The following is a 25,965-nucleotide window of genomic DNA, read 5'->3' as shown; positions in this document are numbered from 1 at the left end:
TATAATGTAAATTTACAAATCATTTTATTAAATCTGTAAGAACACATTAGAATAAAATCTTAAAAAAAGCACATTCTAAGTAAGTTTAGTGAGCGTTTTTTTAGTAGAAAGAATTATTTATTTTCTTTCCTTTTTTGTTTTCGTATTCTTTTCCAAATCTTCAATCTATATTTTGCTTTATTGCTAAAATATTTTTCTTCAGCCTGTCCTAAAACAAAACCAATTGCCTTAAATTTTACTGAATGATCAAAAATTACTTTTAAAGAAGCTGTAATGGGAAGTGCTAAAATCATTCCAGGAATTCCCCATAACATGGAAAATAATATAATTACCAATATAGAAACAAATGAATTTAGTGAAACTTTTGAACCCGTAATTTTTGGTGTAATAAAATTACCTTCGATGAATTGTATAAAACCAAAAATAGCAATAACTCCAAAAGAATACCAATAAGAATCTTTAGTAGCTAATGCAATTAATGCTGGTAGAAGAGAACCTATAATAATTCCGATATAAGGAACTAATAAAAGCAAGGCACATAAAAATCCAAAGAAAAAAGGATAATCAATTCCAAGAGCTAATAAACCAATACTGTTTAAAACTCCAACAATAAACATGACACTTACTAAACCAACTAAATAATTTTGTTGTACATCGTATAATTGATCTAAAATCAATCTCATGTTTTTTCGATCACTTACTTTAGAAGTAGCTTTGTATAAAAAACTAATTAAAAAACTTCTATAAAGTAAAAAGAAAAACATATATAATGGAGTCAACACAAAGTCACTTAATATAGCTCCTGAACGAGTTACAAAATCAACAATTTTATTGGAATTTCTCTTAACAATTTCTTTTACTTCAATGGAATCTCCGCCAACAATATCTTTGCTTTCAATTCCGGTAGAGTTTTCTGTTTCTTTGATTAAAATATTGGTTTTTTCTAAAATCTTGTCATAATACATATCACTTTTATCCATGATATCTTGAAACTGTATTCCAATCAAAACAAAAATTAAAAAGATAATGGAGGTAAATACTAATATGGCAATCAATATGGAAACAATTCTATTGAAACACAATCTAGTTTCAAAGTATTTTACAATTGGATAAACCAAAACACTTAATAGAATTGCAAAAAATATGGGAATTAAAAAATCTTGTGTAACATAAGCCAAGAATACAATTAAGATAAAAGCAAATAAATCATGTACAATATGAGTTTTATTTTTAGTTGTATTCATGGGTTTTGTATTTGTAAAAAACTGTCTATAAATATATTAATAACTATGTAAGATACCAATAAATCAATAGACAGTTTAAATTAATTTGTGAAGTTGATTATAATTCTGCAATCATTTTTTTTACTTCATCTTTCGTTTTTCCAACTTTTTGTTGAATTCTTCCGTAAAATTCATCTTCTTTTCCTTCTTCAAAAAGCAAATCATCATCAGTTAAATCTGCAAATTTTTGTTTCATTTTTCCTTTAAACTCGTTCCAGTTTCCTTTGATTTCTGTTGTGTTCATAACGTTTTTTTTATTTGAATTAATAATTATTTTTGATCTTTATATCTTCTCAAAATCCATGCTTGTTCTTCATGTTTTTGAATGATTCCAGTTAAAAAGTCAGCTGTTCCAAAATCATCAGTTTCTTCTGTTTCTTTAATAAAATCTCTTATAGAACTAATTAATTTTTGGTAATCTGAAAGTAACTCATCAACCATTGCATCTTTTTCTTCATATTTAGTGCATTCCTTTAATAGAGAATGGTCATTAAATTCTTTCATGGTTCCTATTGCTTTCTCACCTAGTTTGCCAATTCTTTCAGCAACTTCATCTATGATAAGTTCCAATTCATTATACTGAGCTTCAAAAAGTTTATGCATTTCCATAAAACTGTTTCCAGCTACATTCCAGTGAAATTTTCTTGTTTTAACATATAAAACCATTTCACTAGCTAAAACTGTCGTCAAGTTTTTAATATTGGCTTTCATTTCTTTTTGAGGTATTCCTAATTTAGTATCCATTTTTTATATGTTTTTTATTAGTTGTTATTTGTTTTACAAAGATATGATGGCTATTTTCTAATTGTCTTACAGAATTTTTAATGAATCTTATATAATTATAATTGCTTAAGAATTTATAAAACTTATTTCCTTTAATGACATCTTTAACATATTAATTTTTTCAATATCAATCCATTCTAAAAAAGAAAAATCTGCTGGAATTATCATGTTTTTAAACTCAATAGCAAATGATAACAAGAACATTTCAAAATAATTTACTTGTTTGGCATTAATCAATAAATCACTTGTGAATGTAGAAACCATTAAATTGAATCCACATAAAGCTATTTTCTGAAGTATCGTTATCTCATTCATAATCTTGTTATTTATTTTACAAATTTATAGCTAGGTGCATCAAAACTATTTACAGAATTTTAATAGATATTTATAGAATGTATATTTTAAACAATTAAACTTTGTAAATTTGCAATCACAACAAACTACAAATGACTACAAAACAACTACTTGAACAAATTCAATTAAAAAAATCATTTCTATGCATAGGTTTAGATGTTGATTTAAATAAAATTCCAAAGCATTTATTAGAACTAGAAGACCCAATTTTTGAATTCAATAAAAATATAATTGATGCAACCCATGATTTGTGCGTTTCATATAAACCAAATACTGCTTTTTACGAAGCTTACGGAATCAAAGGTTGGCAATCACTTCAAAAAACTATAGAATATATCAACAAAAACTATCCTGAAATTTTCACCATTGCTGATGCAAAACGTGGAGATATTGGAAACACTTCTTCCATGTATGCCAAAGCTTTTTTTGAAGATTTAAATTTTGATTCAGTTACTGTTGCTCCTTATATGGGTAAAGATTCTGTTGAACCTTTTTTAGCATTTGAAAATAAGCATACTATTATGTTGGCTTTAACTTCAAATGAAGGAGCTTTTGATTTTCAAACTAAAAATGTAGAAGGGAAAGAGTTATACAAAACGGTTTTAGAAACTTCTAAAGGTTGGAAAAATTCAGAAAATTTAATGTATGTTGTGGGTGCAACCAAAGCAGAATATTTTACTGAAATCAGAAAAATTGTTCCAAAAAGTTTTCTTTTAGTTCCTGGAGTTGGAGCACAAGGAGGAAGCTTATCAGAAGTTTGTAAATATGGCATGAACGATGAGGTTGGATTATTAATCAACTCGTCTCGTGGAATTATTTATGCTTCAAGCCAAGAAGATTTTGCACAAAAGGCTAGGGAAGAAGCTTTGAAATTACAACAAGAAATGGAATCAATTTTAAATAATAGATAATATGACAAAAAGAGATTTTTTTAGAATAGTTATTAAATTGATTGCATTGAATTCTATTATTGCCAGTTTTTTAGCTGTTGCTTCACAATTTTTAAATTTACATCTTGATTCTAATTTCTTACTGAATATATTAGGAATAGGAGTCTTGAGCATAATATTTCTGACTCTTTTTATTTATCTAATAATAACTTTTACAGATCAAATTATTGATTTTTTTAAATTGGATAAAGGATTTGATAATGATAAAGTTGAAATTAATTCATTTTCAAATGTTTTAATTATTAAATTGATTATCATATTTATTGGAGGAACTTTAATTTCTCAAAATTTTGCGCAATTATTTGTTGACATTATAAATATTTTTAAATTTCAAGCTTATGGGAATTTAATTTTAGATAAAAAACCCGAAATGTATTGGGTTCATGTAAGGATTGTAGCAATTATTTTTGGTATAATATTGCTTTCTAATACTCATAAAATAGCTAAGTATTTGGATAAGAAATAATTTAATATTTAACTATTTTTTTTACAACCCAAAAACCTTCATTATTATAAATTCTCAAGAAATAAATTCCTTGACTCAAATTAGATACGTTAATAGTGTTGTTTGGATTAAATGTTGCTATTTTTTGTCCTTTAACATCATATAATTCAATAGAAATTAATGTTTCATTGGATGCAACAGTAATTTCATTTTGTGCAGGATTTGGATAAACTTGAACTGAATTTTCAGAAAAACCAGTAATGCTTAAAGCATTTGTAGCCATTATTCCAATACTTGGATTCAAATAATTACCACTTCCAGTTGTTTCTAATTTAATAGCTTTAACTAAATAGTATCTAATCACAGTAGTTAAGTCACCATCTGTGAAAGATAAATCCGTGATTGGAGCACTCGTTAATCGAACAAAAGGACCATTTTCTGAATAACTTCTATATACATGATATCCAATAATATTAGAGTCTGTTGAAGCATTCCAAGTAATTAAATGACCATTGTTCAAACCAACTTGAACATTTGTTGGCGGAATAACTTGATTTAATCGCAAAGTTGGATCACCATGATATTGCAAATGTGTTCTTCCCCAAAACTCCCAAGTATCATAATCTTGTTCGGGTTTTTGGTATAAATTATTAGTTTGGTTGTGGTCCATTATTCGTTTGATGCTCCAACCCATAGTTTCACCCATGCCAGTTTGATGAAATAAATTTACTGCTGAAGTTGTGTATAGTATTCCCAAACATTTGGTAGGTTTTGAAAGTAAATTTCTGATATGACCAACTCCCCAAGAGTTCTGAGCATCATCCCAATAACCCCAATAGCTTTGGTCTGAACTGAAAATTGTAGCATTCATGCCATTGTCATCCCAAGCCACAGGATGAGGAATTTCAACATTTTGCATAAATACTTGATAAGGACCAGTTTGATTTACCCATAAAGGGAAAATAGTTGTACCAGAATATTGATACACATTATTTACTCCAGAAAGTGGAATCAAACTTCTGTAAGAACCATCATTAGAATTGTCATATCCAAAATTAAAAGCAGTTTTGTTTCCCATATCATGTCCTGAAGCTACCATTCTGTAATTGTGTAAACGATTCAAATAGCTTTGTAAAAGTTGTAATTCGGTTTGAGAACTTCCACCAATATCGGCAAAATCTACTCTGCCAAATGCCATTTCTAATTCACTCGGAATAAAATCTTGATCCCATTTTAAATCACCTGGTAAGTTGATAGCTTTTGAGTCAATAGTTCCTGGATTGTATGTTGCGACATCAGTAAAAACACCATCAATATCCGCATAATAGCAATCTGCTCCACGAGCACCTTTGTTCTCATCATGACCATCTGGTGCAAAAGCTCCTTGCCCAGAACGAGGAACAGGAATATGGCCTAATAAAAATAAATGTTTAGGTTTGTCATTGGTTGGTGCATTATTGTAAATTGTAGTAATTTGATTTTTAATGGTTATGATTTCTGGTTCTGTTTCCCAAGTTGTGGCTCTGTTGACATATAATTCTTCTACAAACCAACCTTCGTATGTTAAATCTTTTTTCAACTGAGCAATTTCAGTTGCCAAGCTAGTTATAAACGAATTGTCTATGACTAAAATCATTCTTCCTTTGTAATCAGTTTGGTCATATCTTATACAAGCAGTTACATAACCTGTTGCGGTTTGAGTTCCTGTGTTTCTTGAAATTTGATATTCATAAGCACTTCCTAAAGTAACATTTGTATCTGTCCAAGAAGTTGTAGTTGCTGGAATATTAGAAGCAACGGTTACCCAATCCATATTTTGGCTGTTGATAGGACGTCTTTTGATGGAATAATTCTGTGAAGTATTTTGAGCACTATCATGTAAATTAATAATAACGCTAGCTGGATTTTCTGTTACACTTGCAGAAACCAAACACACACGTTGTCCAGTGGTGTTAAAATTATAATTAAAATTAATTTGTCCGTATATTTGACTAATCAATAAACAAGTTAGAAAAGTAATTTTAGCTTTCATCTAAAGAATTTTCTACGAAAATAAGAATTAAAACCTTGAATACAAATTATTTAATATACGCTAAAGGAAAAATAATTGACTACACATTTACTAATGTACCACAACGAATAGTTTCACTTGTTCCATCACAAACAGAATTATTATATGACTTAGGTTTGGAAGATGCGATTGTTGGCATTACAAAATTCTGCGTGCATCCTATTCATTTTAAAAGAACAAAGAAAATAGTTGGCGGAACAAAAAACGTTCATTTTGAAAAAGTAAAAGAATTAAATCCTGATGTAATTATTGCCAACAAAGAAGAAAATACAAAAGAAATCGTTGAAGAGTTAAGCCAAATTTGTCCAGTCATTGTTACAGATATTTGCTCAATAGAAGATAATTTGCAAATGATTTTAGACTTTGGAAAGTTATTTGGTAAAAGAACGGAAGCTCAAAAATGGCATGATAAAATCAATTTTGCGTATCAAGATTTTCAAAATTTTATCAAAGACAAGCCTTCTAAAAAAGTGGCTTATTTTATTTGGAAAAATCCATATATGACTGCCGGAAAAGATACCTTTATCAATACACTTTTGGAAGCAAATCATTTTAAAAATATATACAAAGAAAAAGGAAGATATCCAGAAGTTGAATTGAAAAAGATGCGATTAGAAGGTGATCCAGATTTGGTGTTTTTATCCTCAGAACCTTATCCTTTTAAAGATGAAGATGCTTTTGAAATTGGACGATTTACACACCATGCTAAAACAGTTTTTGTAGATGGAGAAATGTTTTCTTGGTATGGAACACGAATTTTAAAAGCTTTTGATTATTTTAAAATTTTGCAAACTAAACTATAAAAAAAAATGTCGTACAACTAAGTACAACATTCTTTTTTACTAACTAACTCAACCAAACTTTTATGTTATTTATTAACGGTACAAATGTCGTTAAAATATTTTTGGCTAATGTTAACTATTTGTTATTTATATGTTATTGATTATTAAAATTTTAGAAACTTTTTAATCTTGTAATGCAAATACTTTTTTCAATAAATCTGATGTTCTTGAACTAAGGTTTGTTCTAATGTTTTGTTCCTCAACAGCAATCATTTTAAAAACTCCTTCCATAGCTTTGTTTGTTGTGTAATCTGTCAAATCTGGATTTACTTTAGTTACAAAAGGAACACTGTTGTATTTAGTAATTATGTTTGTCCAAACTTTATCAGCTCCAACTTTAGCAAACGAATTTTTAATAACTGGATTAAATTTAGCATATAAAGCATTAGAAGTTGAAGTCTCTAAATAGGTTGTAGCAGCTGTATTATTTCCCATTAAAATATTTTTTGCATCTGTGAAAGTCATGTTTTTAACAGCACTAACAAATATTGGAGTAGCTTCTTTCACAGCATCTTCAGCAGCTCTGTTTAAAACTTTTAAACCTTCATCAGCTAAACTAGAAAGTCCAATTTGTCTCAATTTTGTATCAACTACTTGTAATTCTTGAGGCAATAAAATTTTAACAGCTTCATTTTTAAAAAAACCATCTGTTGCTGTTAATTTTGAAACTTGTTTATCTATTCCATTGTCTAAAGCTTCTTTTAAACCATTAGCAATATCTAATTGACTAATTCCTGTACCTTGTGGTAATTGATCAACAACTTGTTGTAATTCTGCACAACCTGAGAAAGTAGTTGCTGCTAATAAAATTAAAATTATTTTTTTCATGATATGTTTTTTATTGAAAAATTATTTACAAATATAGTGCCTCAATTTAGAATTCAAATTTTAAAACATTTAAATCGTATAAAATTTAATTAATTCGTAAATTGCACCCTTTAAAATTGATAATTATTTAAAATGGAACCACAGTTACCTTATACACCTAAAAATAAAGTAAGAATCGTTACAGCTGCCTCACTTTTTGATGGACACGATGCTGCAATCAATATCATGAGAAGAATTATTCAATCAACCGGTTGCGAAGTAATTCATTTGGGTCATGATAGAAGTGTAGATGAAGTTGTAAATACAGCGATTCAAGAAGATGCGAATGCTATTGCCATGACATCTTATCAAGGTGGACATACAGAATATTTAAAATATATGTATGATTTACTAAAAGAAAAAGGTGCTGGACATATTAAAATATTTGCAGGTGGTGGTGGAGTTATTCTACCAACAGAAATTGAAGAATTACATGCTTACGGAATAGAAAAAATATATTCTCCAGACGATGGTCGTGCTATGGGATTACAAGGAATGATTAACGATTTAGTAAAACGTTCTGATTTTCCGATTGGTGATAAATTAAATGGTGAAATCAATCATTTAGAAGAAAAAGTACCAACAGCCATTGCAAGAGTAATTTCTGCTGCAGAAAATTTTCCTGAAATTGCAAAGGAAACTATGGATGCCATTCACAAAAAGAATGAAACTTCAAAAACACCTGTTTTAGGAATTACAGGAACTGGTGGTGCAGGAAAATCTTCTTTGGTGGATGAATTAGTTAGAAGATTTTTAATCGATTTTCCTGAAAAAACAATCGGATTAATTTCGGTTGACCCATCAAAAAGAAAAACTGGAGGAGCACTTTTAGGAGATAGAATTCGTATGAATGCAATTAATAATCCTAGAGTTTATATGCGTTCTTTGGCAACTCGTCAATCAAATTTGGCGTTGTCAAAATATGTAAATGAAGCTATCCAAGTATTGAAGGCTGCAAAATATGATTTAATCATTCTTGAAACTTCTGGAATTGGTCAGTCAGATACAGAAATCATGGATCATTCGGATGTTTCTTTATATGTAATGACACCGGAATTTGGAGCGGCAACACAATTAGAGAAAATCGATATGTTGGATTTTGCGGATTTGGTAGCATTAAACAAATTTGATAAACGTGGAGCATTAGATGCAATTCGCGATGTGAAAAAACAATACCAACGCAATCATAACCTTTGGGATGTAAATCCAGATGAAATGCCAGTTTTTGGTACAATTGCTTCTCAATTCAACGATCCTGGAATGAACACTCTATATAAATCAATCATGGATAAAATGGTAGAAAAAACAGGTGTTGATTTGAATTCTACTTTCGAAATTACACGTGAAATGAGTGAGAAAATTTTCGTAATTCCACCTCACAGAACACGTTATTTATCGGAAATTGCAGAAAACAACAGAAAATATGATGAGATTGCTTTAACACAAGTTGAAGTGGCTCAAAAATTATACGGAATTTTCAAAACGATTGAATCCGTAAACGGAAATCTTCCTCAAATTGATAAAACTGGAATCGTAGCAGATTCATTAAATAGAACAGAAGAAAATAAAGTATTTTTAGAATTGTTAATTCAACAATTTGATAAAATTAAAATGGACTTAGATGCCTACAATTGGGAAGTGATTCTTACTTGGGATGAAAAAGTTCAAAAATATAAAAACGAATTTTACACTTTTAAAGTTCGTGATAAAGAAATCAAAATTGCAACGCATACAGAATCGTTATCGCATTCTCAAATTCCAAAAGTTTCGTTACCAAAATACAAAGCTTGGGGTGATATCTTAAAATGGAATTTACAAGAAAATGTACCTGGAGAATTTCCATTTGCATCAGGATTATATCCATTTAAGCGTGAAGGAGAAGATCCAAGTAGAATGTTCGCTGGTGAAGGTGGACCAGAAAGAACCAACAAACGTTTTCATTACGTGAGTCAAGGAATGCCAGCAAAGCGTTTGTCCACAGCTTTTGATAGTGTAACATTATACGGAAATGATCCAGATTTGCGTCCAGATATTTATGGAAAAATTGGAAATGCTGGAGTTTCTATTTGTTGTTTAGATGATGCTAAAAAATTGTATTCGGGTTTCGATTTGAGTCATGCTTTAACTTCGGTTTCTATGACAATTAATGGACCAGCACCAATGTTGTTAGGATTCTTTATGAATGCAGCTATTGATCAAAACTGTGAAAAATACATCAAAGAAAATGGTTTGGTGGATGAAGTAGAAGCTAAAATTACTGAAATCTACAAGAAAAAAGGAACCAAAAGACCTCAATACCAAGGAAAATTACCAGAAGGAAATAATGGTTTAGGTTTAATGCTGTTAGGTGTTACAGGTGATCAAGTATTGCCAATTGACGTTTATAACGATATAAAAATTAAGACCTTATCGCAAGTTCGTGGAACGGTTCAAGCTGATATTTTAAAAGAAGATCAAGCACAAAATACTTGTATTTTCTCTACAGAATTTGCTTTACGTTTAATGGGAGATGTGCAAGAATATTTCATCAAGCAAAACGTTCGTAATTTCTATTCGGTTTCGATTTCAGGATATCATATTGCAGAAGCTGGAGCGAATCCTATTACACAGTTAGCTTTCACGCTTTCAAATGGTTTCACTTATGTGGAATATTATTTAAGTCGTGGAATGAACATCAATGATTTTGGACCTAATTTATCATTCTTCTTCTCCAACGGAATCGATCCAGAATATGCTGTGATTGGTCGAGTAGCAAGAAAAATTTGGGCAAAAGCCTTAAAAAATAAATATGGTGCTAACGAAAGAGCACAAATGTTGAAATACCACATTCAAACTTCTGGACGTTCATTACATGCTCAAGAAATTGATTTTAATGATATTCGTACGACTTTACAAGCTTTATATGCGATTTACGACAACTGTAATTCATTGCATACCAATGCTTACGATGAAGCAATTACAACTCCAACCGAAGAATCAGTTCGAAGAGCCATGGCAATTCAGTTGATTATTAATAAAGAATTAGGTTTAGCTAAAAATGAAAACCCAATTCAAGGTTCGTTCATTATTGAAGAATTAACCGATTTAGTTGAAGAAGCTGTTTTAACGGAGTTTGACAGAATCACAGAAAGAGGAGGAGTTCTTGGAGCTATGGAAACCATGTACCAAAGAAGCAAAATCCAAGAAGAATCCATGTATTACGAAATGTTGAAACACACAGGAGAATTTCCAATTATTGGTGTGAATACATTTTTGAGTTCAAAAGGTTCTCCAACGGTCATTCCAGCTGAGGTGATTCGTGCAACGGAAGAAGAAAAACAATATCAAATTGATATGTTGAATCAATTACATACAACTTACGAAGATAGAGTAGCTGAGCAATTACAAAAGTTACAAAATGCTGCCATTAAAAACGAAAATATGTTTGAGTTGTTAATGGAAGCGACAAAAGTTTGTTCGTTAGGTCAAATAACAAATGGTTTATTTGAAGTTGGTGGGCAATATAGAAGGAATATGTAATTTTTTTAAGTATAATAAAAAAAGGTCAAACAGATTTTGTTTGACCTTTTTACTTTTATACTATAATTTTATAAAGCTGGTTCGTGTTTACCTTCTTTAATTTCTTCAATCATTTTTTTATTGAAAGCTGGTAAATCATCAGGATTTCTACTAGTAACTAATCCTTTATCAACTACAACTTCTTTATCGTGCCATTCTGCACCAGCATTGATTAAATCCTCTTTAATTGATGGATACGAGGTCATTTTTCTTCCTTTTACAACTTCTGCATTAATTAATGTTTGTGGTCCATGGCAAATAGCTGCAACAGGTTTTCCCTTTTCAAAGAAATCTTTTACAAATTTTAAAGCATGTTGATTTGTTCTCAAGCTATCTGGATTAATTACTCCACCAGGTAATAGTAAAGCATTATAATCTGAAGGATTTGCGTCAACTATCTTTTTATCAACCTCATATGATTTTCCCCAATCAGTTGTAGCCCAAGCTTTAATACTTCCAGATTCTGGACTAATTATTTCTGTTTGCCAACCTTCTTTTTCTAAAGCTTCTTTAGGTGACGTTAATTCAATTTCTTCAAATCCATTGGTAGCTAAAATTGCTATTTTCTTTTTCATAATTAAGTATTTTAAATTAGTATTAATTTTATTATCACAAATTTAAGTAAGTATTGGTTTGTAATATTTATATCATTTTTAACGATTTTTACATTATATCAATAAAAAAATAGCCATTCATTTTTTTTGAAAGGCTATTCTTTAAATAGTACTATTTTATTTCTTATTCAACGAATAAATTCCCCCACCAAAAAGAACGACAGCTAGTCCAATATATAGGAAACCTTGTTCTTTTCCTGATTCATTTGAAGCATCTATTTCTAATCCTAGTACTTCAACTTCTTTGCTATTGTTAGAGACTTTATTAATTCCTAAGTAACCAATATATAGTGCTCCAATAATTAAAACAGCCCCAAGTATTTTTCCGATTTTCATAATGTAAGGTTTTAAAGTTATTTTGTAAAATTACCTTAAAGCACTTCTTACTGTGTTACAATGTCTTTATTGTTTTTTATAGAATTTCCATACCTAATAAAAAAGGCCTTTCTTTCGAAAGACCTTTAAGGTTAATCAGAATTAATAACAACTTACTTAATAATGATCTTCTCAACCAAACCATCTTTAGTTTTAAGAAGATAAATTCCTTTTGGGTAATTCATTTCTAAACTTGATATATTTTCTTTTTCCGTAACTTTTCTTCCTGAAATGTCAAAAAGACTTACAGAAACTTCTCTGTTAAAATAAACCATTCCATCTTTTACAGGATTTGGATAAACCACAAACGCGTTAGTCGATGCAGTGAAATTATCATTCGTTAAAACATCATTTGTAATTTCATAAATACTTAATGTAGCACTAACTTCATTTGCCATAACTACTAAACCTTTTGCTAATGAATTATCAGCAGGAGCAATATAAATAATTCCTTCTGGAGCCAAATCTCCACCAACTGTTGGTATGGTTCTGCTGTTTTTATAAGAAACAAAAGTGGGAGCAGAAGGATTTGTGATGTCATAAGTCATTAATCCACCAGTTCTTTCTAAAGTTATAAATGCATATGTAGCACCATTAATTGTTGCTACAGTAATTCCTTCTGGTTCTGGACCTTTGTTGTCACTTCTGTTTTTTAAATTATTATTGTCATTACTTGCATTGAATAATGCTCCGTAGATTGGATCGTTTGCTGTAATTTTTTCAAAATCATCACCACTATCATAAACAATTTGTCCAGTTGTTGCATTCCAAATACTGAATGAACGTGCTCCAAATACATGAATTTCATCAAAATCGCCATCATTATCAATATCACCTGTTGCATTTGTAACTGTTAATCTTCCTAAATTACCATTCTTTTTAAGTAAATCTGCATTAGGGAAAACAGTTGGGTCTAAAGTATAAGCACTACTTCCCACGCGAACTTCTTCAGCCAATCCATTATAATCTCTTGCATCTCCTTCGTTAGCAGTTACTAAATAAGTTGTTCCTCCAACAGTATAATGTGCCATTGCATCTGGCATATACATTCCTTTAATTGGCCAATTGCCCATAAAAATTTCTCCAAATTGATCTGAAGTATCTAAAGTATTTCCAGCAATTGAATGGTCTTTTAATCCTAAAGAAGTAATTGCAGTTATTTGGTTTGTAGTTAAATTAATGGTTGCAATCGCATTGTTTTCTTGTAAGGTTACCCAAGCAGTCAAGCCATTATCAGCTACTGTAATATATTCTGGTTCCAAATCTTTAGAAACGGTAGCATTCACTCCAAATATACGAACACCACTCGCTCTTAAAGTAGCTAATTGACTGTCAAAAGCATTGAAATTTAAATTAGTAACATCTGATTGTTGTACATTATTAAATCCACCACTAACATTTATAATTGAAATACTACCTTCAGGATCAATGGTATAATCATCATTTGGCTGTCCTTCATTTGCTGTCAAAACTTTTGTTCCATCAGGTGTAAAAGTTATCATGTCAGGCAAAACTCCAGCTTCAACCACAGAACCAATTGTTCCATTTGTATCCATGAAAACTACTTTACCGTTTCCGAAATTTGCTCCTTCAACAGTTGCTGCAACAATTCCGTTTTTGAAGGCAATACTTGTTCCACCAATTCCATAAGATGATAAATCAACGGACATGATTGGTGTAATAGCTGCTGGATTTGCAAAATTTAAAATTTCAACTTTTGAAGCTGTAGAATTCATTACAAATAACCTTTGTGTTGTTGGATCATGAGCTACAATTTCAGAAGAACCTGTTGGGTCAACCAAATAACTACTTAAATAATTTATATTTAAAGCGTTTGAAGCTGTTGGAACGTTAACTTCATCGTCTAAGATGTAAACAATATTTTGAGTAATTCCAGTTATGTTTGCACCTGTTGGATTTGAAAGTTGCAATACAAAGTATTTATCTCCATTTGCCACAGCATCATTATTCAAAGTAATTGAAATAACTTGTGAAGTGGTATTTGCTGGAAAACTTACTGTTTGATTCGTAAACGTATATTCTGTTCCATTTGTTGCTGTTCCTGAATTAGTAAGAATTGCAACATCAACAGTTACAATTGAAGCTGAAGCATTTGAAAGGTTTACTGTAACAGAAGCTGTTCCATCATTTTCATTTACAATCGTAGTTTCTGATACCATTGAAATTGAAAAAGTGTTAGAGTTAAAAGCTGTGCTGTTAAAAGGTAAGTCCGGAATTGTTCCATTAGCACTATCATCAGATGAAGTATCTTCTACTTGCCAGTTTGCAGCATTATTTAATTGTGATAAATATCCGTTTGCATCTAAACCAGTTCTTGGACCATTATAGTTTGCTATATCTGTTCCTTCTGGTAAAAGAATAGCTGTAGAACCAATTGTTAAACCTGAATTTGTTAAATCTCCAAAACCTGTTGATGAATTAGAAATAGCAGCTAACATAATGGAAACAGTTCTAGGAGAAGTTCCTAAAAAAGCAAACATTGCATCACTTGAAGATGAAAGTCCACCAGCATTATTAACTGTGATAGTTCCAATTGAAGGAGTAATTGTAGCACTAATATTATTGATTGAGATAACAGTTCCAGCTGGAATAAGAGTTGAACCCGAATTCCAAGTAAAATCTCCTTCGTCAGTTCCAAAACTTGCCCCATTCCATTCAGAATCACAAAAAATAATAGTTGAGTTCGCAGGAATATCTTTAAAAGTAACAAAGGCAATATCGTCATCGCCATCTGCATTAAAACCTACAAACGCAATATCTCCAGCTGTAGTAAGCTGAGCTTGCATAAAATAAGTTAGTAAAAATAAAAGTAGAGTAAATTTAATTTTCATAAGATAAGTTTATAGTTGTTTGTGCAAACTTACCTTATAGATGAGGTTTGTATGGTTACCTCAAAATCATCAATTTATTTTTAAAACATTATTAAAATGTAACTTAAAAATTAAGAAGTAAATATAGTGTAAAATATAGATCAAGTATTCTTTTCTTCGTTGAACTTTCGTACAATTGCTTTTAGTTTTTCAGCACGAGCAGCTTTTTTAGCTTTTGCTTTATCTTGTTCTTTATGTAATTTATCGTTATGTTTTTTGATGTTCCTCTCGTTATTTCTTCCCATAATTATAAGTTTAAAGTATTTTTCTTGTCTAATTTTAAATAACCTATATGTTTCTTGTCTTCTGTTGTAGTTTTAGTTTTTGTAATTTTTAATTGGTATTTTAATTTGAATTCATTCGATAAAATATCATCCACTCTATAAATATCATCCACATCAATTCCATATTTGTCATCAATATGTGAAGCTCCAGCTCCTTCAAAACCACAATGCTTAAAAAAAGTTGTTTTCTTACTGTTTTTAATGGCTGAAGCTTTACTTTTTGCAACGGTTAAAACTTTGTAATGGTACTCTTCAAATTCATTTTCCTTGTAACCACCTAAATTTATGAAGAATAATTTTTCATTATTTTCAATGGTCTTACTTCTTTCGATAATTTCAATAGAAAAACCATCAACATAAGTCACTTTTTGCCAAGCATCGATGTGAATTTTTCCTTTAGCTTCTGGCCAAAATTGTTTCATATTTGGAATCAATTCAGCTAAAGAATTTCCTATTCCAAAAAAAACATCATGCTGTTCTGTTAGCCTTCCTTTTGGTGTACAGCCTAACATTACCATGTATAAATACAAATTATTTTTCATCTTTCAAAAGTACAAAATTTTGTTAAATAAAAAGTTTGGCACGGCAATTGAATATAGTTAAACATCATTAATCATTTAAAAAAAGATATCATGAAAAAAAATACTTTAGTTTTAGCTTTTATCGGGATGATAACACTAAATAGTTGTACAGTAAACGAAGTTGTAGAAAGAGATATAGTAGATTATGACACTATCAGTGAAGTTTTTGAAGTAACCACATCTTTTGGTCCTAATAATGATTTTAGTAGATTGGTTACATTTAATCCTCCAATTTATAATTCGGATATGGTTTTGGTATATAGATTAAGTGGATATTCAAATGGTACTGATTATTGGAAATTATTACCAGAAACATTTTACTTTGATGACGGAACCTTAGATTATAGATTTGATTATAATTTCTCAAGATATGATGTTGAGTTATACATGGAAGGGTTTGAATTGTTTAATTTATCAAGTCAAGTTACAGATAATCAAACCTTTAGAATAGTTGTTGTTCCAGCCGCATTTACTAATAGATCAGTCGTTGATTATTCAGATTATAACGCTACTATTAAAATGTTAGGTTATGAAAAATCAACAATTAAAAAGTTAGATTAAATATATATAAAAATAGTTTGTTAGTTTGGTTAGATTAGTTTGTTTGTTAAAAGAGGTTACTGGGAAGTGACCTCTTTTTTATTTTTTACTTTTGTCCTTATATAACGAATAAGCAATTCCAATTAATAATGACAAAGCAATAAAGCCTAAGGAAGCCCATTCAGGTAACTCAATATAGTCATGAGCTAACATTTTAATTCCAACAAAAGTTAAAATAGCAATTAAACTGTATTCTAAATAACTGAATTTTTCTAACATATTTGCTAAAAAGAAATACATTGACCTTAAACCAAGTATTGCAAAAATATTAGAACTAAAAACCAAGAATCCATCTGAAGTAATAGCTAATATAGCAGGAACACTATCCATTGCAAATAAAACATCCATTAATTCAATTACAATTAGTGCAACAAATAAAGGTGTTGCAAATAGGATAGTTCTTTTTCTAACAAAAAAATGCTGTCCTTCCATATGCAAGGTAATAGGCATTATTTTTCTTAAAATCTTAAATACAAATGATTTTTTAGGATTAAAAACTTCTTCATCATCATTTTTAAAAAGCATTTTAGCAGCTGTAAAAATTAAAAATAATCCAAAAACATAAATCATCCAACTGAATTTATTGATAAGCAATACTCCAAAATAAATCATTAAACCTCTAAAAACAATGGCTCCAAGAATTCCCCAAAACAAAACTCTGTGTTGGTATTTTTGAGGAATTTTAAAGGATGTAAAAATAACGGCAATTACAAAAATATTGTCCACACTTAATGAAAGTTCAATCAAGTAACCTGTTATGAACTTCATAGATGCTAAAGTAGGAGTAAGGTTAGAAGGATTTTCAATAAAGCCATTGGAATATATCCAATATATTACACCAGAAAATAAAAAAGAAAGTGTGACCCAAATTGAAGTCCATATTCCAGCTTCTTTTGAACTTATAATATGAGGGTTTTTATTGAAAACACCTAAATCTAAAGCCAAGAAAAATATAATTGCAGCAATAAAAACAATCCAAACTATCATAAAATTTATTTAAGAGCACAAATATAATTTTTTACTTTCTTAAAAACGAAACCAAGGAAATGTGTGTTTTTGAAATTTTAACCCTAAAAAAAATAGGGGTATAAATGTGTTATAATTAATTTTTGATTATATTTGCATCAAATTTAAAGGGTATAACTTCAAAATAATTAATAATTATGTCAACAATTCGTTTTAGAGCACTTGAAAAGGCTAATTCAAGAACACCAATTCACGTAGAAGAATTAGATAAAAAATCAACTATTTTTGGAAGTAATGTTTTTAATGATAAAACAATGCGTCAGTTTTTAACTTCTGAAGGTTATAAAGCTGTAAAAAGTGCTGTGCAACACGGAACTAAAATTGATAGAAAATTAGCAGATTACATTGCATTAGGAATGAAAGAATGGGCTCTTTCTAAAGGAGTTACTCACTATACACACTGGTTTCAACCTTTAACAGGTGGAACTGCAGAAAAACATGATGCTTTTTTTGAAACTTCATTTGATGGTGCAGATCCAGTAGAGAAGTTTGGTGGAGACCAATTGGTACAACAAGAGCCAGATGCTTCATCTTTTCCAAATGGTGGAATTAGAAATACTTTTGAAGCTAGAGGTTATACAGCTTGGGATCCTACATCTCCAGCATTTATTTTTGGTACTACATTATGTATTCCTACAGTTTTTGTATCTTATACAGGGGAAGCTTTGGATAACAAAGCACCTTTATTAAGAGCATTAAGTGCAATTGATGAAGCAGCTACAGAGGTAGCAAAATATTTTGATAAAAATGTAAAAAAAGTAACACCAACTCTTGGTTGGGAACAAGAATATTTTTTAGTAGATAAAGCATTAGCTAATTCTCGTCCAGATATTATGGCTACTGGTAGAACTTTATTAGGTCACACTGCTGCAAAAGGACAACAATTAGACGATCATTATTTTGGTTCTATTCCAACTCGTGTCTTAAATTATATGAGAGATTTGGAAAACGAATGTATGTTATTAGGAATTCCTGTAAAAACTAGACATAATGAAGTTGCTCCAAGTCAGTTTGAATTAGCTCCTATTTTTGAAGAAACTAACTTAGCAGTAGATCACAATTCATTATTAATGGATGTTATGCAAAAAGTTGCAGAACGTCATGAATATAAAGTATTATTCCACGAAAAACCATACAAAGGTGTTAACGGTTCTGGAAAACATAATAACTGGTCTTTAGCTACTGATACTGGGATTAACTTATTAGCTCCTGGAAAAACTCCGATGAGCAATCTTCAATTTTTAACTTTCTTTGTAAATACTATTAAAGCAGTTCATGATTATGAAGAATTATTAAGAGCAGCAATTGCATCAGCGAGTAATGATCATAGATTAGGAGCAAATGAAGCACCACCAGCAATTATATCAGTTTTTATTGGAGCTCAATTAACTAGAGTTTTAGCTGAATTAGAAGGTGTAACAAATGGGAAACTTTCACCTGAAGAAAAAACAGACTTAAAGCTAAACGTTGTTGGAAAAATTCCAGATGTTTTATTAGACAATACAGATAGAAATAGAACTTCACCATTTGCCTTTACAGGAAATAAATTTGAATTTAGAGCTGTGGGTTCAACTGCCAATTGTGCTACTTCAATGACTACTTTAAATACAATGGTTGCTAAGCAGCTTAGAGATTTCAAAAAAGAGGTTGATGCACTGATTAAGAAAAAAGATTTAAAGAAGGACGAAGCTATTTTTAATGTTTTAAGAGAATATATCAAACAAACTAAAAATATCCTTTTTGAAGGAGATGGTTACAGCGAAGCTTGGGAAAAAGAAGCAAAGAAAAGAGGGTTAAGTAATCATAAAACTACACCAAGTGCTTTGAAAGCCAAAGTTTCTAAAAAAGCAATGGACTTGTTTGAAGGGTTAGGAGTAATGAATCATGTTGAAGTTGAAGCTCGTTATGAAATTGAATTAGAAGAGTACACTAAGAAAATTCAAATTGAAGGTCGTGTTTTAGGAGATATAGCTCGTAATCATGTTATTCCAACAGCTATTAAATATCAAAATACACTAATCGAAAATGTTAGAGGTTTAAAAGAAATTTTCGGTAAAGATTTTGAAAAAATAGCGAAAGAGCAGTTAGCTATGATTAAAGAAATATCTGGACATATTGAAGGGATAAATTCAAATGTGGATAAAATGACAGAAGAGCGTAAGAAAGCTAACAACCTAACAGATATTGAAAAAATGGCTGCTGCATACTGTGATAAAGTTAAACCTTATTTTGATATTATCAGAGAGCATGCAGATAAATTAGAGTTGATGATTGACGATGAAATTTGGACTTTAACTAAATATAGAGAGTTGTTATTTGCTAAATAATAAATATACTCTTAAAATAAATTAAAAAGCCTGTTCTTTAGAAGAATAGGCTTTTTTGTTAAAAATGAGATTAAATATGTAATTAACAACTAAGTCCTATTAATTTATGTATTAAGCAGTATTTTAACGATTTTTTTGTCAATTTAATCGATATATTGGTTGATTTTTGCAAAAAAGTTTGGTGTTTAAAAAAAAAGAATTACATTTGAACTCAATGAGCGAATAATATGCTTAATACCTACTGACTATTTAAATAGTTTGAAGCATATAAAATTATATTTGTATATAATTATGTAATTGTGTATCCCTGCAAGCACAAGATATTAAATTAAGAAAAATAATTCTTTTAATTTTTAAAAGTTTTTTCAGCCCCAAATATTGAAATTGTAACCAATTAAATATTTATATTATGAAAAACTTAATTTTAAGTGTAGCCTTTCTTGTGGCTACGGGGACTGCATTTGCCCAAGGCAACGTAAGTAGTGTTTCTCAAGACGGTACAACCAACCAATCAAATGTTTTACAAGTAGGAGCAACCAACAACTCAGTTGTAAATCAAATGGGTTCTGTTTCTGCTCTAAGTGGTGAGTCAAATGACTCTGATGTTAATCAAAATGGTGTTTCAAATGATTCTGATGTTAAACAAGATGGTGATTTCAATGAAGCAGATGTTATCCAATTAGGAGATAACAATGATGCTACTGTAGATCAAGGTGTTGGTAATGCGGAATATAATATTGCAATTACTACGCAAACAGGTGACGGAAACACTTCAATGCAAAAACAACGTTTTGACAATAACTACGCTACAACTACTCAAACTGGAGATGGTAATGATGCCATCCAAGATCAAAGCTCAGGACCAAACGGTTCACCAGGAAATTTAGCGTATATCACTCAATTAGGAGATGATAATATGGCTGATCAAAAACAAGTTGGTCATGTAAATGATGCTAATATTTATCAAGTTGGAACAAATCATTATGCTATTCAACGTCAAACAGGGAACAGTAATGATGCTAATGCAACTCAAGGTGATACTGACAACTGGTCTAGTCAAATGCAAAATGGAGACAATAACCAAGCAATAGTTTATCAAAATGATTTAAGTACTGGTGGTTTCAATGAGGCTGAACAAATCCAAATAGGTGATGGAAACGACGCTATCGCTGATCAAGGATTAGGTGGAGTAACTTCTAATAGTACTATCTGGCAAAGACAAGCAGGAGATGACAACTATGCTTACGCTATCCAACATGGTGATAACAATGAGTCTAGACAAAGACAAACAGGAGATGATAACGTTTCTAACCATGACCAAGATGGAGATGATAACTATGCTAGAACTCGTCAAGATGGAGATATGAATAATTCAGCAATTTCTCAATTAGGAGATATGAACGTTGCTAATACACTTCAATCTGGACAATCACACCTAAGTACAGTTATGCAAGTTGGTAACGGAAATAACTCAACAGTTACACAATCTAACTAAACTTTAGTATATGATGAGGTGGTATTTCCAAAAGGAAATACTGTCTCATCTATATTATTTTAAAATTAAAGTATGATTTCAAAAAAATACATAATCCTATTTGCAATCATTTTTATGCAAATTTGTTTTTCTCAAGAAGAAGAAAACAATACTGCTTTTAATTCTTATAGTTCTTCTCTTTTTGATTCTGAAGAAAATTCATTATTTGTGGTTTCTAATTTGCCAAATAATTTGAACCCAATACAGTTCAATCAAAATAGTGTGAACATTCAACAAATTGGAGATTATAATGTAATTAATGCAAGTATTTCTTCAGAAAATTCCAATCTTATTATTAGTCAAAACGGACTAAATAATACTGTTGATTATACCAAAAATGCTGCTGAAATCTCTCAAAAAATTTCTCAAATTGGAGATAATAATATAATCAGTGATTTGACATATTATACTAATTATAAGGTAAATATGGAAATGAATCAGAATGGAAACAATCAAAATATTCAAAATATTGGAACCAATTCATTGTCAAAAGACATGAAAATTTCTCAAACAGGAAATGGTACTTCCATTATTATAATTAACCAATAAAATGAAAAAACCAACTACATATTCAGTTCTTTTTACCTTTTTATTACTAATTAATTTTAGTTTAAAAGCACAAAATTTGAACACAGATGTCAAGGCAAAAATAGTTCTAGAAGATGTAGAAGGAAATATTAAGATTACAGGAACAGCTGAAAATTTAACAGACATTCTTCAAAGTTTGACTTATAAATTATCAGTTATAAAAAAGAACCTAAAATCAGAAAATCGTTCTTCCAACGCACAAGAAGGTGTTTTTACATTAGATGCTAATCAAAATAAAAACCTTTCAACTACACAAATAAATAAAAGCAGTGAAGACGAAATAATAGTTTTGTTACTTTTTTACGATGAAAATAATCAAATTGTTAGTCAGGATAGAGTCGTAATTAGCGACCAAAAAAAAAAGGATAAAGTAATTATTTTAGATGATGGAATTGAATTAGCAGGAATAGTTGCTGATGAAACTAAGACCAAAATTGGAAAAGATTTTTATGATAATTTTTATTATTTATATAGAGATTACAATTTAAATGCAAAACAAATAGTCAAAGTAAATGAAGAATTAAGTTTTGGAAGAAACACCAAAATTGTAATTATGATAGAAAATGAAGTAGTATTTGAGTTTTTAGCAAGACCCGATGAAGAATTTTTAGAGTCAATGGCAAAAAAGGCCTTATATGAAACCTATCAATTTCTTAAAAAAATAGAAAACGAAAAGAAATATATTACACAATATTAAATAAAAGCCTCTAATCATGAAATTTTTAATCCTACTACTAACATTGTTTTTTTCATTTTCAATGAATGCTCAAGATTTGGTTTATAAACCAAAAAATCCAGCATTTGGAGGTGATACATTTAATTACCAATGGCTGCTAAGTTCAGCCGAATCTCAAAATAAATTAAAGGACGATGGAGTTGAAACAGAAAAAAAGACTGAATTAGAAAAATTTATAGATAATTTAAATTCACAACTTTTAAATCAAGTTTCAAGATCATTATTTGCTGAACAATTTGGCAATGATGGTATCTCTGAAGGAACATATACTTTTGGAAGCTTATCAATAGATGTTTATCCGTCAGAAGGTGGATTAACTATTAGTATTTTAGATACAACTACTGGTGAACAAACTCAGGTTATTATCCCAAATCCATAAATTTATATATGAGAAAATTTTACTATTTTTTTTTCGCCATTTACTTCTTATATGGTTGTAGTGCTTATTATAATCAACCTTTGGGTATTGAAAGAGCTATTATTGGTGAGAGCACACCAGCTACATCTTTATTAAAAAATTTACCTAAACCTAAAGAACCCGTTGTTATAGGGATTTATAAGTTTAGAGATCAAACAGGTCAATACAAAGCTTCAGAAGTTGGAAGTACATTTAGTACTGCAGTTACACAAGGAGCTACTTCCATATTAATTAAAGCATTAGAAGATTCAAAATGGTTCATTCCTATTGAACGTGAAAACATTGGAAACCTGCTACAAGAGAGAAATCTTATTCGTTCTACCAGACAAGAATATTCTAAAAACACAAATGAACCTCAGTTAACACCACTATTATATGCAGGAGTTTTACTTGAAGGAGGAATTGTTTCATATGATTCTAACATTATTACAGGTGGATTTGGTGCTAGGTATTTTGGTGCAGGTGGTTCTACAAAATATAGACAAGATAGGGTAACTATTTATCTTAGAATGGTCTCCACATCCAATGGAAAAATTTTAAAAACGGTTTATGTGTCTAAAACTCTTTTTTCTCAAGCCATTGATCAAAGTTTTTTTAGGTATGTAAAATTTAAAAGACTTTTAGAAGTTGAAACAGGTTATACCACAAATGAACCTGTACAAATGGCCGTTACAGAAGCTATTGAAAAAGCAGTAGAATCTTTAGTATTAGAAGGCATAAAAGACAAAATTTGGACCGCTGATGCACCACAAAATGAAATTGATGAATTAATTAAAAATTATGATTTAGAAGAATCTATAGCTGATTCATCTGCTATCTACAATAGAAAATTAACCAAAAAAAGATCTGATTTTGCTATTGATTTTGCAGGAGGTGTTACAAGAATTCAAGGAGATTATTCAAACCCACTTTTTAGACCCTTTGCAAAAGGGAGTTTAAAATATTTTTTTACGGAAAGCGTCAATTTATCACTATCAGCTGCATGGAATAAATTTGATACTAAAAACAGAAAAAGTTATGAATACTTAATTTTTGATGCCAATACAGAAATTGTTTTATTACCAAAAGACAAATTAACACCTTATATTTTTGGAGGTTTAGGCTTTGGAACAACTAAGTCCACAGATTATTCACATTTTAAAGTTCAATATGGTGTAGGACTTGAATATTTGGTTTCTGATAATATTGGATTTAGACTTTTTGGAGAACATAATTTAACATTTAGTGATGATGTGGATTTTGTAGTTGCAGGAAAAAGAGATGATTATTATTATCGTTTTGGTTTTGGGTTAACCTATTATTTCAAATAGTATTTAATTAAAGAGTTATGAAAAATAGTTATATAAAATTAAGTTTGTTTTTTTTGATACTACTAGTTTCATGTAGTGAAGATAGCTTAGAAGAAATTCAATTTGGAACTGTTTCTGGGAGAGTAGTAAAATCAGGTAGTTTTGAACCAATTGCAAATGTAAAAGTGTTCTCAAATCCAAATTCTAGTATTGTGTTTACTGATGAGGATGGTAAGTTTAGTATGATAGATGTAGTAGTTGGAGATTATTCATACCAAGCCAAAAAAGAAGGATATATTACCAAATTTGAAGCAGCAACGGTTACAAATGGAGCTAATACAGAATTGGTATTTGAATTAGAATTATCAACCAGTGAAAATCGTCCACCAGATACTCCTGTTTTAGTCACTCCAGCAGATAATGCTACAAATCAAAATATTCAAGTTAACTTAACTTGGACAGCTACAGATCCAGATGATGATGCTTTGACTTATCAAGTGATTTTAAAAAATGATGCCAATTCAAATGAAGTGATTTATTCCGACATTACAGATACTTCTTTTCAATTGACTAATTTAGTTTATGGTGTAAAATACTTTTGGCAAGTAACTGCATCTGATGGAATTAATGATTTGGTTTATAGTTCAATAAAATCATTTACAACTATTAATTTTCCAATAACAAGGTATTTATATGTAAAGAAGATAGGGCAAAATAACGTTATTTTTACTAGTGATGATAACGGAAACGAAATTCAATTAACAGATTCTGCTACCAATAGTTGGAGACCTAGAAAAAATAATCAATCTAATAAAATAGCTTTTATTCGTTCTAATGGAGCTCAAAATCATATTTATATTATGAACCCTGATGGTACAAATGTATTTAAGGTAACAAGCTCAGTTCCTATTGCAGGTTTTAATTCGGATTATATTAATTTTTCTTGGAATACAAATGGAAGTCAAATTATATATCCAAATTTTGATAGACTTTACAGAATAAACAGCAATGGTAGTGGGTTAACACAAGTGTATCAAACTACAGGAGGGAAGTTAATTTCTGAATGTGATTGGAGTTTTGACGGCACTAAAATTGCATTAAAAACAAATAATTTAAGCGGATATACTGCAGAAGTATTTGTAATTAGTTCTACAGGAACATTTTTAACACAAGTTATCACACCTGTTTCAGGAGCAGTTGGAGGATTAAATTTTTCAGTATCAGGACAAAAATTACTTTTTACTAGAGATATTTCTGGGTTTGAAAATGCCAATTACAGACAATTAGATACAAGAATATTTCAGCATGTTTTTTCAACAGGAACTACTTCCGAAATTTCAACACAAAAGCCACCAGGAACAGTTGATTTAGATGTAAGATATTCACCTAATGAAGCTGAGGTTATTTTTGTAAATACTTCAAACGACTTTTTAAGTACAAGATATATTCAAAAATATGAAATTGGCACTCTTGAATCTAGAGAAACGCTATTTGTTGGAGCAACAATGCCAGATTGGGAATAATTTTATACTTTTCAATTTTATTTTAC

Annotated in this window: 24 protein-coding genes; 12 read left to right on the top strand and 12 right to left on the bottom strand. The window is 30.0% G+C overall.

Going from position 1 to position 25,965, the window contains the following annotated elements; translation table 11 throughout:
• Positions 1 to 113: 113 nt before the first annotated feature.
• The 4 genes from ACFO3U_RS13255 to ACFO3U_RS13240 all read right to left on the bottom strand — a co-directional run bounded on the left by ACFO3U_RS13255 (position 114) and on the right by ACFO3U_RS13240 (position 2,381).
• Entirely contained in the window at positions 114 to 1,244 is a 1,131-nt protein-coding gene (locus ACFO3U_RS13255) for an AI-2E family transporter (protein ID WP_379743360.1), read from the bottom strand.
• Positions 1,245 to 1,341: 97 nt separating this feature from the next.
• Entirely contained in the window at positions 1,342 to 1,527 is a 186-nt protein-coding gene (locus tag ACFO3U_RS13250) for a CsbD family protein (RefSeq protein ID WP_338375188.1), read from the bottom strand.
• A 26-nt stretch (positions 1,528 to 1,553) separates the two neighbouring features.
• A complete protein-coding gene (locus ACFO3U_RS13245) occupies positions 1,554 to 2,027 on the bottom strand; it encodes a Dps family protein (protein ID WP_379743357.1) in 474 nt (157 codons plus the stop codon).
• Positions 2,028 to 2,132: 105 nt separating this feature from the next.
• A complete protein-coding gene (locus tag ACFO3U_RS13240; RefSeq protein WP_379743354.1) occupies positions 2,133 to 2,381 on the bottom strand; it encodes a hypothetical protein in 249 nt (82 codons plus the stop codon).
• 131 nt (positions 2,382 to 2,512) lie between these two features.
• On the opposite strand from ACFO3U_RS13240, the gene pyrF reads away from it, so the two are divergent.
• Positions 2,513 to 3,331 carry an orotidine-5'-phosphate decarboxylase gene (gene pyrF, locus ACFO3U_RS13235; RefSeq protein WP_379743351.1) on the top strand — a complete coding sequence of 273 codons (819 nt, stop codon included), beginning with the start codon at positions 2,513 to 2,515 and terminating at the stop codon, positions 3,329 to 3,331.
• Between the two features lies 1 nt (position 3,332).
• A complete protein-coding gene (locus ACFO3U_RS13230) occupies positions 3,333 to 3,836 on the top strand; it encodes a hypothetical protein (RefSeq protein ID WP_379743348.1) in 504 nt (167 codons plus the stop codon).
• 1 nt (position 3,837) lies between these two features.
• Here ACFO3U_RS13230 and ACFO3U_RS13225 read toward each other — a convergent pair whose 3' ends face one another.
• Positions 3,838 to 5,847, bottom strand: coding sequence for a T9SS type A sorting domain-containing protein (locus tag ACFO3U_RS13225; RefSeq protein WP_379743345.1), 2,010 nt, complete (start codon positions 5,845 to 5,847; stop codon positions 3,838 to 3,840).
• Positions 5,848 to 5,900: 53 nt separating this feature from the next.
• On the opposite strand from ACFO3U_RS13225, the gene ACFO3U_RS13220 reads away from it, so the two are divergent.
• Positions 5,901 to 6,689 (top strand): ABC transporter substrate-binding protein, encoded by a 789-nt coding sequence (locus ACFO3U_RS13220; RefSeq protein WP_379743530.1) that lies wholly within the window; start codon positions 5,901 to 5,903, stop codon positions 6,687 to 6,689.
• Between the two features lie 162 nt (positions 6,690 to 6,851).
• On the opposite strand, the gene ACFO3U_RS13215 is transcribed toward ACFO3U_RS13220, so the two are convergent.
• A complete protein-coding gene (locus ACFO3U_RS13215; protein ID WP_379743342.1) occupies positions 6,852 to 7,556 on the bottom strand; it encodes a DUF4197 domain-containing protein in 705 nt (234 codons plus the stop codon).
• A 132-nt stretch (positions 7,557 to 7,688) separates the two neighbouring features.
• Here ACFO3U_RS13215 and ACFO3U_RS13210 point away from each other — a divergent pair, with 132 nt between their 5' ends.
• Positions 7,689 to 11,114 carry a methylmalonyl-CoA mutase family protein gene (locus ACFO3U_RS13210; RefSeq protein ID WP_379743339.1) on the top strand — a complete coding sequence of 1,142 codons (3,426 nt, stop codon included), beginning with the start codon at positions 7,689 to 7,691 and terminating at the stop codon, positions 11,112 to 11,114.
• Positions 11,115 to 11,182: 68 nt separating this feature from the next.
• Here the strand turns inward: ACFO3U_RS13210 and ACFO3U_RS13205 are convergent, their stop codons facing one another.
• The 5 genes from ACFO3U_RS13205 to ACFO3U_RS13185 form a co-directional block, all read right to left on the bottom strand.
• A complete protein-coding gene (locus ACFO3U_RS13205) occupies positions 11,183 to 11,728 on the bottom strand; it encodes a type 1 glutamine amidotransferase domain-containing protein (RefSeq protein ID WP_379743336.1) in 546 nt (181 codons plus the stop codon).
• 156 nt (positions 11,729 to 11,884) lie between these two features.
• Positions 11,885 to 12,103 carry a DUF5963 family protein gene (locus ACFO3U_RS13200; RefSeq protein ID WP_338375218.1) on the bottom strand — a complete coding sequence of 73 codons (219 nt, stop codon included), beginning with the start codon at positions 12,101 to 12,103 and terminating at the stop codon, positions 11,885 to 11,887.
• A 152-nt stretch (positions 12,104 to 12,255) separates the two neighbouring features.
• On the bottom strand, positions 12,256 to 14,994 hold the full coding sequence (locus ACFO3U_RS13195; RefSeq protein WP_379743332.1) for a choice-of-anchor I family protein: 2,739 nt from the start codon (positions 14,992 to 14,994) through the stop codon (positions 12,256 to 12,258).
• Between the two features lie 140 nt (positions 14,995 to 15,134).
• Positions 15,135 to 15,278 (bottom strand): hypothetical protein, encoded by a 144-nt coding sequence (locus tag ACFO3U_RS13190; protein WP_379743329.1) that lies wholly within the window; start codon positions 15,276 to 15,278, stop codon positions 15,135 to 15,137.
• Positions 15,279 to 15,280: 2 nt separating this feature from the next.
• Positions 15,281 to 15,859: a DUF1543 domain-containing protein gene (locus ACFO3U_RS13185; RefSeq protein WP_379743326.1), complete on the bottom strand. Its 579-nt coding sequence runs from the start codon at positions 15,857 to 15,859 to the stop codon at positions 15,281 to 15,283.
• 90 nt (positions 15,860 to 15,949) lie between these two features.
• On the opposite strand from ACFO3U_RS13185, the gene ACFO3U_RS13180 reads away from it, so the two are divergent.
• A complete protein-coding gene (locus tag ACFO3U_RS13180; protein WP_379743322.1) occupies positions 15,950 to 16,459 on the top strand; it encodes a hypothetical protein in 510 nt (169 codons plus the stop codon).
• Between the two features lie 78 nt (positions 16,460 to 16,537).
• On the opposite strand, the gene ACFO3U_RS13175 is transcribed toward ACFO3U_RS13180, so the two are convergent.
• Complete coding sequence (locus tag ACFO3U_RS13175) at positions 16,538 to 17,485, bottom strand: TerC family protein (protein ID WP_379743319.1); 948 nt, start codon at positions 17,483 to 17,485, stop codon at positions 16,538 to 16,540.
• A gap of 176 nt (positions 17,486 to 17,661) precedes the next feature.
• Between ACFO3U_RS13175 and ACFO3U_RS13170 the strand changes: the two genes are divergently transcribed.
• From ACFO3U_RS13170 to ACFO3U_RS13140, 7 genes are all read left to right on the top strand, one after another.
• Positions 17,662 to 19,851, top strand: a complete 2,190-nt coding sequence (locus ACFO3U_RS13170; RefSeq protein WP_379743316.1) for a glutamine synthetase III family protein — start codon at positions 17,662 to 17,664, stop codon at positions 19,849 to 19,851.
• A gap of 409 nt (positions 19,852 to 20,260) precedes the next feature.
• Positions 20,261 to 21,346: a hypothetical protein gene (locus ACFO3U_RS13165; RefSeq protein WP_379743313.1), complete on the top strand. Its 1,086-nt coding sequence runs from the start codon at positions 20,261 to 20,263 to the stop codon at positions 21,344 to 21,346.
• 72 nt (positions 21,347 to 21,418) lie between these two features.
• Positions 21,419 to 21,934, top strand: a complete 516-nt coding sequence (locus ACFO3U_RS13160; RefSeq protein WP_379743310.1) for a hypothetical protein — start codon at positions 21,419 to 21,421, stop codon at positions 21,932 to 21,934.
• 1 nt (position 21,935) lies between these two features.
• Positions 21,936 to 22,670, top strand: coding sequence for a CsgE family curli-type amyloid fiber assembly protein (locus ACFO3U_RS13155; protein ID WP_379743307.1), 735 nt, complete (start codon positions 21,936 to 21,938; stop codon positions 22,668 to 22,670).
• A gap of 16 nt (positions 22,671 to 22,686) precedes the next feature.
• Complete coding sequence (locus ACFO3U_RS13150) at positions 22,687 to 23,088, top strand: curli production assembly/transport component CsgF (protein WP_379743304.1); 402 nt, start codon at positions 22,687 to 22,689, stop codon at positions 23,086 to 23,088.
• An 8-nt stretch (positions 23,089 to 23,096) separates the two neighbouring features.
• The gene (locus ACFO3U_RS13145) at positions 23,097 to 24,437 is read left to right on the top strand and encodes a CsgG/HfaB family protein (RefSeq protein ID WP_379743301.1); all 1,341 of its coding nucleotides are present in this window, start codon (positions 23,097 to 23,099) and stop codon (positions 24,435 to 24,437) included.
• Positions 24,438 to 24,490: 53 nt separating this feature from the next.
• Positions 24,491 to 25,939, top strand: a complete 1,449-nt coding sequence (locus tag ACFO3U_RS13140; RefSeq protein ID WP_379743298.1) for a carboxypeptidase regulatory-like domain-containing protein — start codon at positions 24,491 to 24,493, stop codon at positions 25,937 to 25,939.
• The last annotated feature ends 26 nt before the right edge of the window (positions 25,940 to 25,965 follow it).

Source organism: Flavobacterium ponti (assembly GCF_042652765.1).
Taxonomy (GTDB): domain Bacteria; phylum Bacteroidota; class Bacteroidia; order Flavobacteriales; family Flavobacteriaceae; genus Flavobacterium; species Flavobacterium ponti.
The sequence above is the reverse complement of the archived record's forward strand: the minus strand, read 5'-3'. Positions and strand labels throughout refer to the sequence as shown.